This window comes from Sphingobacterium sp. UDSM-2020, assembly GCF_016132525.1.
Taxonomy (GTDB): Bacteria; Bacteroidota; Bacteroidia; order Sphingobacteriales; family Sphingobacteriaceae; genus Sphingobacterium; species Sphingobacterium anhuiense.
Genome location: NZ_CP066166.1, coordinates 4,288,232 through 4,302,163, shown reverse-complemented (window position 1 = coordinate 4,302,163; position 13,932 = coordinate 4,288,232). Strand labels below are relative to the sequence as shown.

Genomic DNA, 13,932 nt, shown 5'->3' with positions numbered 1-13,932 from the left:
AAGCAATAGTGACAGCCTATTGTCAGCAGTAAAAAATTATTTTGGCATTACTTTATAAGTCGGATCATTTTCAGAAGCCTCAATCTCTACCGGACTGTTTGCTTTCCTCATGATGGCTTTACAATCCTCGCTCAGATGGCGTAAGCGAAGTGTTTTAGATTGACTCTGATATTTATATCCAAGTTTATTAACGGCATCTATAGCGCTCATATCTGTAATCTTACTTTCCTTAAAATCAACGATCACAAGATCAGGGTCTTCATTGACTTCAAATTTCTCTAAAAATCCAGCTACTGACCCAAAAAATAGCGGACCATAAATTTCATACACCTTATTTCCGACTTCATCAATCGTTTTTCGAGCTCGAATACGTTTTGCATTATCCCAAGCAAATACAAGTGCCGAAATCACCACACCGACCAGTACAGCTAAAGCCAAGTTGTGCAACACAATCGTAATTAGTGCGACAAGCATACCGACGATTACATCAGACTTCGGCATCTTAGTGATAATACGGAAAGAAATCCATTGAAAAGTTCCTATAGCCACCACCATCATTACCCCCACTAAAGCAGCCATCGGTATCTGTTCAATAAAAGGAGAAGCAATCAGGATGATCGTCAATATTGTGAGGGCACCGATAATACCGGAAAGTCGTGAACGGGACCCTGCATTAATATTAACTAGCGTTTGTGCCACCATAGCACAGCCTCCCATCCCTCCAAAAAATCCATTTACCAGATTCGCCGTTCCCTGCGCCATAGCTTCTTTATTAGCGTTTCCTTTCGTATTTGTCAGTTCATCGACCATTGATAGGGTCAAAAGCGACTCAATCATCCCCACCGAGCCCATAACCAGCGCAAATGGAAAGATAATAGTTATTGTCTCCCAAGTAAAGGGTACAGAAGGAATATTAAATGCCGGTAAGTTACCCTTAACAGAAGCGATATCGCCCACTGTTTTGGTATCGATCTTAAAAATATACACGAGCAAGAAGGTGGCCAATATGACTACTAATGATGCTGGAATCGCTTTAGAAATCTTAGGGAATAGATAGACCACTAATGCTGCAAATAAAGTAAGCCCTAACATAATATAGGCTGAAGCACCCGATAACCAATGTGTTACTCCTGAAGAATCTACAGTCTTAAACTGCTCGACCTGAGACATAAAGATAATTACAGCTAAACCATTAAGAAAGCCATACATCACGGGTTGCGGAATCAGTCGGACGAACTTCCCAAATTTGAAAGCTCCTACCATAAACTGCAAAATACCTGCCAGTACAACAGTAGCAAACAAATATTCAACACCATGCATGCTGATCAACGCGATGAGTGTGACGACAGTTGCTCCTGCACCGCCAGAAATCATTCCCGGTCTCCCACCCAAAGTGGCCGTGACCATGCCCATTATAAACGCGGCATAGAGACCCGTCAAAGGAGAAAGACCAGCTAGTATAGCAAATGACAATGATTCTGGAATCATGGTCATCGCTACAGTCAATCCTGCCAAAATCTCTACTCTATAGTTTATTTTACCGTGTGGATTTAAATATCGAAGTATTGCGCTCATTGAACTTATTTTTTGCAAAAATACACAAGCATCCGCAGATCCTTGTGTATTTTATATTCTTTTTCATTAGCATTGAAACTGCAACAAGAGCATGATGCATTTGAATCAAAAAATAATAGCGCAAATGATTAGCTGTTAAATCGCATCCTACGAAAATCTTTACTGACGATGCTTTCCAGAAAGCATATTTTTCCAGAGAGATGGATTATCCGTCTGTATAATCCTAACATAAGGGTATTTTTTCAGGAAGATCTCGTAAACAGTACTTCCTTCACGAAGAGCTTTTTCATCTGTATCGCCCAACGTATTCATCCACAAAATAACACCCTGATCTTTAAGCTTTACTAATTCATTATAATTATCGAAAGACTCATCAATATGAACAATGGAAGTTCGTTTGGATTTTAGTATCTCATGCAGATCCTTCATACTCCGTGCACGAGGAAAAAGAGTGATACGAGGATTGAGCTTATAAAACTTTTCGATAAGTCGGTGATCGTATAAAAAGAACAGAACTTCATCTTCCATATTTTCTGCAGCAATCAATTCAAAAGTTTTTGCCACATATTTTTCGTTTTCTTCCTTAAAATCTATATCCAATATAATTTTACCTCTACATAAGCGTAGTACTTCCTTAAGCGTTGGAATATGACAGTTAGAGGCAGCACCTGCTGGAGTATCCCGTAAATACAAGGTTTGTATTTCAGCATAGGTCAGCTGACTCACTTTTCCTTTACCTGTTGTTGTGCGATCTACCGTTGCATCATGCATCAAGATCAACACACCATCTTTGGTACTGCGAATATCGATTTCAACAACAGAAACTTCTAACCTGATCGCCTCCAAAATGGAGGCGATTGAATTCTCAGGAAATTCCTTATGCGCCCCGCGGTGAGCAGCAATATGCTGTTCTTTTTCCGACAGCTTGGTCAGCAAACGACCAGATTGACCATAAGCAACTGAAAACAAAATACTTAAAACAATTAACAGAACCCGAAAAATAGTTAATACATGTATCATGTTATTTGTGAGTTAGTTCAAATGAGTCAAATAATTGTCCATTCAATTTATAACTTGAAAAGATAAGTTTACTGTCCGTAACCCGAATAACTTGGTAGAGCTGCGTCTGCGCACCTGACACTTCCATCCAACGTTCCGAATCGGAACCATACATCTTTGGCCCTGCTACAGAAAGGAGATATACCGGACGAACTTTACCAGCTGTTCCTCGTGCATAGGTATGATCATGTCCCTGCAAAACCAAGTCTACGCCATATTTTTCAAAAATAGGTCTAAAACGTTCTCGAAGAATGGTATTGTCTCTATTCTTTGCGGTTGAATAAACCGGATGGTGCATCACCACAATATTCCATTTGGCTTTTGAAGATGCCAAAACCTCCATTAACCATTGTTCCTGTTTTTTAGCAGCAATAGAATCCAGCATGATCAATTGCGAATTTAAAGAGATCATGCGCACATCCTGATAATCTAAATAATACACCGCATCTTGCATTCCCACTGGTCCATTTCTAGGAAGATTAAAATGCTTTTTCCAATGCGGATCTAAGACCAGCTGCTCCATAGAGTCTCTACGGTATTCGTGATTGCCTGGTGTGGGTACAGCAGGTATCATCTGATGGATAAATCCAGCTCCTTCATGCCATTCCCCCCATTCGCTATCGTTGTTTGAACGGTTTATCAAATCGCCAGCATGGACAATAAAACGTGCATTAGGCTCCTGTTGAAAAGCTTTTCTAATAGATCGGGACCATTTCGAGCGTAAATCATTCTGCGCATCGCCCAGGTAAATAAATGAAAAATCACCCTTTACATCAGCCGTACGAAACTGATTCCACGCACTCCAATTCTTACCATCCCCTACGCGATAGGTGTAGATTGTACCAGGCTTTAGGCCTTGAAACGAAACCTGTCCATAGTTATCCGCAGTCTGACCTTCAATTGTCAATGGACTCGTTACACCTAATACTGTCTGTGCAGATTTCTCCAGATCAGGGCTGCTCTGCTCCTCTACAACCTGCCCCACAGCTTTAGTCGCAGAACCATTTATCCGCCAACTTACAGATTGTGTCGTTGATGGTTGATCTGACCAAGTCAACGTGATACGATCAGGATATAGGCCTCGATCGCTCGGTTGTGCTGTTCCTGTATATAGGGCACAGCACAGACTCAAGGATAAAATTAAATTCTTTAAAATCATTTCATCAATATTAATGGTGTACATATAAAATTACCATGGTCTGTTCGTTCCTTGTAACAACCAAGATTTAGACCATGCACTATTTTCATTATCTGCTTGTGAGTAGGCCGTTTTTTCAATTCTAGCCAATGCTTCTGTTGCATTTTTTTGATTCACACTCATTTCATTCTGCATGTATGGAATACGTAATGGTAATTGAGAACGAATCGCAGCAGGCCCAGCTTTCAATTGCGGATAGCCCGTCCTTCTATAGTCAAACCAAGCCTGCGTTGCTGTTGACCAGTTAGAAATCCATTTCTGCTCCATAATCTGTGCTTGGGTGTTATTAAAGGCGACACCAGGTTGTTGGATATATACGTTATACGCATCTTCTTTGCCCCAGGTAGCGAGCGAATTGCGTACACCCTGCTCATAATAGGCCTTTGCAGACTCTGGCAATGCCCATCCCTTCCATGCCGCTTCAGCTAATATAAAACTCACTTCAGATGCCGCCAGTAGTCGAGCTTTCAGTATTCCCCCCTTAGCTGCTTTATAGCTATCATTGAGGTAAGAAACATGCGGATTCACCGACGTTTGTCCAGGGCTCGGATTGAGATTATAAGCCGATGGATTTTTAGAACCACTGGGTGGTAACCCTACATATTGAGCATCCACATCCACCGCAATACCTTTCACCACATCGGGCGAAACAATGCGTACACCGTTCACAATTTTATCCGTTCCATTTGGTTCAGTCGTACGAACCTCAATCGGGATTTCCACCTTTTTGGTCCAAACTGCAATGCGTGGATCATGAAGAGCTTGCAAGCGATCAACAAGTGTTGCACACATTTTCATCCGGCGAAAATTACTCCCACTTGCATCATAAACGGTATTCGAAGGCCAAGAATCTGATGCATTATTTCCCATAAAACTCATCAAAACCTCATCTTCTGCAGATGTAATTATGGGAAAATCAGCCGGATGAGCCAGCATATTTTCTATTCCTTGCTTAGCAAATGTATTTTCTTTTTCAGCGATTCGCATGTAGTAACGCAACGCCAATGAGTTCGCAAAACGGCGCCATTTTGCGACGTTACCCCCAAAATAGATATCTGCACTTGCCAAAACGTCATAACGGCCATTTGGTTTTGAAAATAGGGTATTTGCCTGTTTCAGTTCTTCAATTATTCCTTTGTAGATCACGTCTTGTCGATCAAACTTTGGGAAGTTGTACTGCACTCCGCCCTGTTCAGCTTTCAACGCATCGGTATAAGGGGCATCGCCCCACAAATCTGTGATCAAGCCAAACAGATAAGCGCGCATGACCAGTGAAACTCCATGATGAAAATCAAGCCCCAATTCTTCAGAGCGGCGACGCATCAATTCATTATCGCGTAAGAATCCATAATAAGCATCCCAACTTAATATCCCCCCAGTCCACTCATAATCATTGTGCGAATCAAACCAGGCATCCAGTTGGGTGTATTGAACTACACCACCTAGATCAGTAAAACTGAGATCATTATATTTACTTCCTGCACCAGCAAGTATCGTAGGTAAAAGTAAATTTGGATTTGCGTCTTCCTCACTAACACCATTTGGATTGATATTGATTTCCGTGAGATCTTTACAGCTCCACAAGCAAAAACTTATGGCGGATACAAATAATGCTATTTTTATAATTTTAAAATAATTGTTCATTGTTGGCTTTATATTAAAATGTGATATTAACTTTAAATCCGATAGGCATAGCCCAAGGAGTCACGTTGTAACGCTCTATCCCCTGCTTAAAACCGACTCCGACCTCAGATTGAAATGCCATTTCTGGATCAATTCCGACCTTAGCCTTTGTCCATAAAAGTAAATTACGCGTATAGACCCCTACACTTCCACCATCGATGCCCATACGGGTAAGCCATTTTCCTTTCAAATCATAACTAAAGGACAGTTCTCTTAATTTGATAAATGATGCGTCAAATGTGGCTGCATTCATAAAATCCCAAGGATAATTGTCTGAATAAGCGATATACTTTGTCCCCTCACCTCCGAGATTTTCCTTATATCCTTTGATATTACCCTGAGCATCGTATTCAGCAATAACTCCTGGATTGAATACGCCGAAGTTTCCAACATTTCCACCCACATTGACAGGATAGCCCCCATATTCATCACCTGGCCCTCCAACAATAGGATAACGATTGCCTTGTACACGAACCAGGTCATTTTCAATCAAATAATTCCGCAATGACTCTCCTGTCAGTCCATTTGGATTGATCAACTGATCCAAAAATCGTTGTGTAGTGAGGTTCGATTCAAAATAGCGGTAAGTTTGAGACATAAATTTACCTCCAAAACGCAGATCAGCGGCAAGGTGAATTGTCCATTTTTTATAACGCAGTGAGGACTGGATACCCATACTGAAATCAGGATTAAAATTGCCGATCTTATTACGGCTATTATTAATACGTACAGCCTGCCAAGAACCATTTTTATCTAAAATAGGATAACCGTTATAGGGAGATGATGGATCTTCAACAGTCACGAGTTTAGAGTCGTACAGATCACCTATCTCTTCTCCTACATAGGTACGTGCTCCACCTCGACCATCTGTCCAGAAAGTATGAAATTCAACACCTTCCGAGAGCTCATTGATACGTGTGCGATTACGTGACCAGTTAGCACCTAAATCCCAGGTCCAGTTTTCCTTTTCAATGGGACGTCCAGACAATGCCAGTTCTATCCCCTTACTACTCAGTAGTCCCGCATTAATATTTCTCGAACTAAATCCGCTCGAGCTCGGTAATGTCGTAGAAATGATCTGATTTTTATTGTCTAACGTATAATAGGTCCCTTCAAATTTTAATCTGTTTTTCCAAATTCCGAGATCAGTACCAACCTCGTAAGAAGTAGCCTGTTCTGGCTTAAGATTGGGTAAAAGAAGCTTTCCAGAACGTGTGATACGCAACACATCACCCCAGCTTCCGGGATTACTCAGCACATTAAACAAATTGTAGCTTCCGGTATCATTTCCTACACGGGCGATACCACCCCGCAACTTGAAGAGACTCACAGCCGTTGGCAACGTAAAAACACGGTCGACCAATACGCTCAGGGATGCTGACGGATAGAAGTAAGAACGATTGGCGGCGGGTAAAGTACTTGACCAATCATTTCGACCTGTCAAATCCAGGTATACCAAATCCCGATAACTAAGATTGATCAACCCATAAACGCTATTGACAGCACGCTCTGAAAGACTACTTGCAAAATCCAAGTTCAGCGGACTGATATTGGAAAGACTGTACAAACCAGGAGTGGTTAGGCCAGCACCATTCTTAGAGGCATTTTGTACCGAATTTGATTTAGAATAACGGAGATTACCACCAAGCGATCCTGTTGCATGAAAGTCGCCTACCTTTTTATTATAAGTAGTCAGAAAATCAATATTCTGTTCCATATTCATCAGATTGACAATACCATAGGCACCTCGTGGTTCATTGGTATAGCTATAGGGTATTTTAGTCTCCCGATTCTCCCAGTACACATCTGTCGCATAGCGCACCATCATATTCCAATCCTTCCGAATGTGCCAATCCAAGCGCAAATTTCCGAATACACGATCGCGCACAAAACCATTATTGACACCGTAGGCTAAAAAATAAGGGTTATTAAAATTTCCAATTGACTGCGAGCGTTGCTGTAACCCCTCCTGTCCAGGCATCCAATAATCTTTCAGATCTAAGATATTGATGTGAGGTGCAACTTCATATGCCGCCTGCAAAGGATTTGTTCCGCGATTGGTAGCCGGACGATTATTTGAATTGTTTCGACTAGCATCCAGAGACATTCCCAATGAAAGATTATGCCGTAGACGCATCGTTGCATTAATATTTAACGTATTTCTAAACAAATCGGCGTTAGGTACAATACCTCTATTGTTCATATTAGAATAAGAAAAACGATAATCGAGTCGCTCACTGCGATTAGCCAACGAAATGCCATTGGTACTCGTTATTCCAGTCTGTACAAAATTTTTAATATTATTCGGGTAAGACTTTAGTTCTGTCGGGATCTGATTTCCATCGGCATCACGTGGACTATTCCATTGGATGGCCTTATACCCTTTATCCAAAGCAGGCCCCACCATATAACTGGATTCCTCTTCAATCTTCAGATCGCCGGCAAGATCTCCAGGTTTCCAGGGCATGGTACCACTTGCAAATTTGTTATGCAAGTCAATGTAATGATAAGGAATATCGAAAACGGTATTGCTGGTCACGTTTATCGTCATTTTCTCCGCATTCTTACCGCTCTTGGTTGTGATCAAAACAACGCCATTACCAGCTCGCGATCCATACAGAGCCGCGGCACTGGGTCCTTTTAAAACAGAAATATTTTCAATATCTTCTGGATTGATATTGGATATCGCATTGCCATAATCGACTTTATTATCATCACCGATTTGACCGATATTGTTAAGCTGATTCATGATCGGCACCCCATCAACGACAAATAGAGGCTGATTATCGGTACTTAAAGATGAAGCACCACGAATCACCATACTCACCGAAGAACCTGTAGGACCCGTGGCACTGATCGTAACCCCCGGAACCTTTCCTGCCATCGCAATCATAAAATTATCATTGTTCACCCGATTCAGATCTTCCCCCTTCACTGTACCTACAGCATACCCAAGTGAACGGTCCTGCCGTTTGATTCCCAGAGCTGTGACGACCACTTCTCCCAGTTCATTTTTATTTTCTTCTAAAATGACAGACTGTACCCCAGTAGAATTGGCATCTATCTTTAGCGCACTTATTTCCTTGGTTCCATAAGAAATATGGCTAACCAAGATGTTATAAGTACCCGCCGGAACTTTCAATTGGGCATCTCCCTTAGCATTGGTCAGCACACTTTGACCGCTAGATCTAATTTTAATAGATGCTCCAGCAATTGGCTTGAGTGCATTATCGCTGACATGCAGACGCACGTTAAAGGTCTGCTGCACTTCTTCGGTCACCAAAACAACAGCACCATTTACCTTTTTTGACTGGATATTGGTATTTCTCAAAATATAGCGCAATACTTCTTCAAAGCTTGCATTTTGAAAAGTGCGCTCTTTTACCAGGACTTTCTCCAATTGTAAAACTTGCTTGTCATAACCGATACCGAGACCAGTTTGCTGCGATAGAAGCATGAGCGCCTGCGAAGCATTACCTGCTTTTAGATGGATATTGATTCCTTCTGATTTAACTTGCCTGCTATGGGCATGAATTGAAGTTGCTGTAACTTCAGAGATCGATACAAATGAGCTGAAAGCTAATGCAGCAGCCAATGTGCTGAGCTTCGTAATTTTATACATATATTTGCATTAATGTTTATCATTTAACATGAATTAAGGGTGCTCACTGGTCGATTTTGCGGTTTGCCAGATGAGCACTTTTTATTGAGAAACTCCCCAAGTTTCCCAACTTTAACTGTTTTAAGTTTATTGATGTAGTATTATTTCATTTCCTTCCCTTCTAAAATTAATTTGATGAATATGACAGATCATATGAAGAAGCTGATCGACCGATTTTACCTGCGGTAAAAGCAGCGAATAACTAAAACGATCTGTATCCAAGCTGTCGCTGCGTAAGATCAAGCCATAACGGTTGTAAATAAGTTCCTGCAATTCCTGAAAATTAGCGCCAGACATTAAAATACCTCCACGTGTCCAGATATCGGCATGATCAGCATTAGTATCAAACAGTATATAGCTCCCCAGATTTTTTTCATATTGTAAACTTTTTCCTGCTGTAAGCACGTGTAATGATGGATTTATCTTGCTCCCGACACGCACACGTCCCGTTTTAACATCGATCGTAATATTTTTTGATTGCTCGGAATTATTGACATTAAAAGAAGTACCGAGCACAGCAATGGTCAATGCTCCCGTTTCGATAGAAAACGGATGTAGGGTATCGCGTTGCACATTAAAAAAGGCTTCTCCTTGATCCAGGTAAATTTTTCGGCTTTGCAGATACTCCTGTTCATGATAGCGAACCTGAGTATTTCCATTTAGCATTATGGTGGAATGATCTGGAAGTTGCAACTCCATTTGTTCACCTGGGCGCGTCGAAATCTGTGTGAACACAATTGAAGCCGCCGTGGTATCTTGACGGAAGGGTTGCGACCTTTGATAGATTAACAAACCTGAAATACCGAAGATCAAAACTGAAGCCGCAATAGAAATCCAGCGGAGCCGTACCACGCGCGCCTGTTTTTTAGTTGCTTGAATGGCAGGAGGAAATGCCGCAAATATCGCTTCCTTTACTTTGGTTTTATGCTGTTCATCTGTAAATGGATCTGCTGTACCAGAAGACACCTCATCATACCAGCTATCCACGGTATTTTTTTCCTCTTCAGACAATTTATCTTCAAGGTAACGCTGTATTATATTTTTAAACTCTTCTAAATTCACTTTTCTCCTGTTGTTTTACTTACTACAGGTGAAGAGCTTCAAAATACTTTAAGAAACTGTTTTCTTTAGGTTAAGAAATTATGAAACAGGTAAGCACTTGCTAAAACTAAAAAGATATCATCGTGGTCGGCGAATCGTTGCGTCAGATCTTGCTTCAATATTTTCTTTGCTTCATACAGATGATTTTTTACCGTCTGCTCAGCAATACTCAGTTTTTGAGCAATCTGTTGAATGGAGTAATTATCATTTCTCAAAAGATATACAGCCTGCATGGTTTTGGGTAACCTGGCTACAGAACGATCTACTATATTTTCTAGTTCCTGGTACTGCGCATGTGTAGTATCGCTCAGGGCTGTAAACTTATCCATCCGATACAGCATCTTTTCCATGATATTTTCACGTACCTTCTCTGTTGCATAATGATTTAAGATCCTATTCTTGATTGCCTTAAAAAAATAAGGTTTTAACGATTCGTAATCCTCCTTAAGCAGGTGGCGCTTTTCCCAAATCTGAATAAATACTTCCTGAACGATATCTTTCGAAATCGCTTCATCCTGCAAATGCCGGTAAGCTACTGTATATAACTCTTCCCAGTAAGAATCAAAAAAATAGGTAAAAGCTCGTGGATCTCCATTTTTAAATCGAGACAAATAAAGGATTTCCTTCTTGGTTTGGGTAGACATGACCTGACAAAGATAGGTCGAAGATATTACGCCAATATTAACTTACCATCAACCTTACGACACCCTTATTGGAGTAGCCTCAGGATAGAGTAAAACTCCTCAAGACCTATTCCCATAAAAGGATAAGCATGATCACGATGGACGGTCAAAAATATTTTTGCTTAGCTGATAGCGATATTAAATTTCAAATCTACTAGCCGTTTCAACCCTCAATTTGTCCGTTTCTGCATTTATTTACAGCAAAAAAAGAACGCAATATTTTATATTTGGTTATCAAATTATACAATAACTATGGTACAGATATTTAGAACAAATGTAACAAACCAAAAAGAAGCAAAACTTCTAACTGTCATTCTTTCCAACGAAAATCCGGAGTATAAAATCAATTTCGATCTTGATGACTGCGACAATATCTTGCGGATTGAGAATTTTGAAATAGCAAATCACAAGGTTATTTTTTGTCTTGAAAGAATGGGCTATACTTGCGAAGCATTATTTTAAAGGTTAAAAATAAGATGGGTTAAAAAATCAAAAACAACCTGTGCTAAAGATCCTATTGAAACAAATCAATATCCAACACCTAATTGAAAATACTCATGCTATCCTTATAGATAGGGCTCTCTACACTTAAAAAATTCAGAATACTATGAAAAACATGATTCTGAGATAGCATTTTATTCGATTTAACCTGTCTAGAACCATCAGATACCCAAACAATAAAAGGTATCTCATACTGTTGTTTAGGAGCAATACTCATCGGTACACCATGCATGTATAGATTTTTTTCTCCTAAAGACTCTCCATGATCTGAAACAAATATCATGGCACTATGATAGTTCGGTAACTGTTTTAAATCTTCAATAACCTTATTTAGCATATAATCTGTATAGACTATGGTGTTATCATATGCATTGATCAGTTCCGCTTGCGAACATTTCCCCAAATCAACACTGTTACATACTGGTTTAAAAGTTTCAAAATGAGCTGGATATTTGGTGCTATAAGTAGGTCCATGACTAGTACTGGTGTGCAGTATGATCAATACTTTATCTCTTTTACTGGATAAAATCTGTTCTTTAAGTCCTGTAAGGAGCAACTCATCGTAATTGCATCCTTCTCCTTTACAATTTGCTAATAAAACCTCTCTATTTTGATACTCTTTAATATGCACGGGTGGTTCACCCCAATTAGACGTCCTCCAAATGACATCAACCTGATTTCGATATAAATAATTAGGCAAAATCTCATACAACTTATCGGTATTGGTATGCTCTAAAATAGATTTTACACCTGCAGTGGTATACGTTGCTGTTGAGTTTGCATCAAAATGAAATAAATTGGACACTTTTGAAAGCAAGGGATTCGTATTTTTGTTATAGCCATATAGTGAAAAATTTTCTCGCCTTGCTGATTCACCGATGACTAAAACCACTACAGATTTATGATGATCTTTTAATCTAGCATCTGGTAACAAAATCTCCTTTTCATTACTCTTATATCTGTCACTATAAAAAAGAGCCGTATTAACCGAATAAGACCAGGGCATTGCTAATGCTCCCAATACTTTTGAGTTTTTATCAATCCACAACCAGTTGCTCGCATTTGCGAGGACCAGCGCAAAAATAAACAAGAGAGTTAACAAGGAAGTAACTGCAAATTTCTTCCATGTTACAGTGATAATGTTAATTTTAAAAATGAAAAAACTCGGAATAACTCCCAATACTATTATATAAAAAATCAGTTTCATTGAAAAGAAACTACTTGATTCAGCATAGTTCGTATTGCTTATATTACCAATCATCGTTTTATCGATAATGACACCATAAGTATTCACAAAGTAAACTGCAATAGCATTAATATTAAAGAATAAGATCAGTAAAAACTTTCCAACATAACGTGATAGAGAACAGATCAGGTAAAAAACAAAAGCGTTAAGCACCAACATAAGAATAATTAAACTCGTGATGAGTATCACACTGTTCACACTGCCATAATCTACATGACTGAAAACAAAGGTAAAAAATGCATAATGAAAGAATATAAAATTCATTATACTCATAAGTATAGCAAAATGAGCTATTTTTAAATTATTTTTTATTGTAAACATAGATGATTTTGTATAAGGAGATAATTAAACTAGCAAGTGCAACATAAAAAATAAACAGATTTTGATCCATTATTTTACTGATAACTGACATGATGCAGATCAAAAAAAATAGTATAAAAATCGGATAATACTTTTTCTGATTAACCCATGTCCATATCGCATATTTTTTATTGATAAAAATACCTAATAGTCCCGAAACATAGCCAATAATACCACCAATGACGGTATCAAGCGGATAATGCGCTCCTACGCCGACCCTCGTCAATACGAGAATCAATCCCATCCCGATAATAAATAAATACCACAGTATTTTATAATTTAACTTCTTGGGCATAAAAGCAAATAATAATACCGTAAGTATAGTAAAAATCGTAACCGAATGCCCAGAAGGTAAACTATTATGTCCATTGAGTGTTTTTCCGATAATCACGAAAGAATGAGGATCAAATACTGCAGCGGGTCGTGGTACAGCAAATATTTTTTTTAATGAGCTAGTAAATATGCAGGATACTAGTGAAGAGGAAATTAAAGCCTCCCATACCTTAGGAGCATAAAGTACGAAAATACTTAATAAGGATAATATAACGATTTCATCTCCAAGTTGCGTAAGGTTAACTATAATAGTAGGAAACTGCGATAACGTTGCATTCAAAAAATAGAAAAAATCGCTCTGAATAAGAATGTATTGATCAACTTGCAAGGCATTCTTTAAATACAGAAATAAAATTATTGCTGTTAAAAAAAACAAAGGTGTAATAAGTAAAGCGTATTTGAGCTTGATACAGTTATTAATAACATAATTGTTCATCTGGCATTTATTTGTAGCAAAACAATGGCGAGATTTAGAAGAAATTTAGAATTTGTTTACTATTCCGAAAAAATAATTGAAATTTTCATCAACCTA

The 13,932-nt window shown here is 39.1% G+C and carries 10 protein-coding genes; 1 reads left to right on the top strand and 9 read right to left on the bottom strand.

The window, feature by feature from the left end; genetic code table 11:
• Positions 1-36: 36 nt before the first annotated feature.
• The 7 genes from JAZ75_RS18045 to JAZ75_RS18015 form a co-directional block, all read right to left on the bottom strand.
• Positions 37-1,575 (bottom strand): SulP family inorganic anion transporter, encoded by a 1,539-nt coding sequence (locus tag JAZ75_RS18045; RefSeq protein WP_208697255.1) that lies wholly within the window; start codon positions 1,573-1,575, stop codon positions 37-39.
• Between the two features lie 159 nt (positions 1,576-1,734).
• Entirely contained in the window at positions 1,735-2,595 is an 861-nt protein-coding gene (locus JAZ75_RS18040) for a glycerophosphodiester phosphodiesterase family protein (RefSeq protein WP_208697253.1), read from the bottom strand.
• A gap of 1 nt (position 2,596) precedes the next feature.
• Positions 2,597-3,793, bottom strand: a complete 1,197-nt coding sequence (locus JAZ75_RS18035) for a purple acid phosphatase family protein (protein WP_208697251.1) — start codon at positions 3,791-3,793, stop codon at positions 2,597-2,599.
• 30 nt (positions 3,794-3,823) lie between these two features.
• Complete coding sequence (locus tag JAZ75_RS18030; RefSeq protein WP_208697249.1) at positions 3,824-5,476, bottom strand: SusD/RagB family nutrient-binding outer membrane lipoprotein; 1,653 nt, start codon at positions 5,474-5,476, stop codon at positions 3,824-3,826.
• A gap of 13 nt (positions 5,477-5,489) precedes the next feature.
• A complete protein-coding gene (locus JAZ75_RS18025) occupies positions 5,490-9,137 on the bottom strand; it encodes a SusC/RagA family TonB-linked outer membrane protein (protein ID WP_232789254.1) in 3,648 nt (1,215 codons plus the stop codon).
• A 126-nt stretch (positions 9,138-9,263) separates the two neighbouring features.
• Positions 9,264-10,238, bottom strand: a complete 975-nt coding sequence (locus tag JAZ75_RS18020; RefSeq protein ID WP_208697247.1) for a FecR family protein — start codon at positions 10,236-10,238, stop codon at positions 9,264-9,266.
• Positions 10,239-10,303: 65 nt separating this feature from the next.
• On the bottom strand, positions 10,304-10,921 hold the full coding sequence (locus JAZ75_RS18015; protein WP_208697245.1) for an RNA polymerase sigma factor: 618 nt from the start codon (positions 10,919-10,921) through the stop codon (positions 10,304-10,306).
• Between the two features lie 291 nt (positions 10,922-11,212).
• On the opposite strand from JAZ75_RS18015, the gene JAZ75_RS18010 reads away from it, so the two are divergent.
• Positions 11,213-11,422 carry a methyltransferase type 11 gene (locus JAZ75_RS18010; protein WP_208697243.1) on the top strand — a complete coding sequence of 70 codons (210 nt, stop codon included), beginning with the start codon at positions 11,213-11,215 and terminating at the stop codon, positions 11,420-11,422.
• Between the two features lie 79 nt (positions 11,423-11,501).
• Here the strand turns inward: JAZ75_RS18010 and eptA are convergent, their stop codons facing one another.
• On the bottom strand, positions 11,502-13,028 hold the full coding sequence (gene eptA / locus JAZ75_RS18005) for a phosphoethanolamine--lipid A transferase EptA (protein WP_208697241.1): 1,527 nt from the start codon (positions 13,026-13,028) through the stop codon (positions 11,502-11,504).
• A complete protein-coding gene (locus JAZ75_RS18000; RefSeq protein WP_208697239.1) occupies positions 13,009-13,836 on the bottom strand; it encodes a phosphatase PAP2 family protein in 828 nt (275 codons plus the stop codon). The genes eptA and JAZ75_RS18000 overlap by 20 nt, the downstream gene beginning before the upstream one ends.
• Positions 13,837-13,932 lie beyond the last annotated feature (96 nt).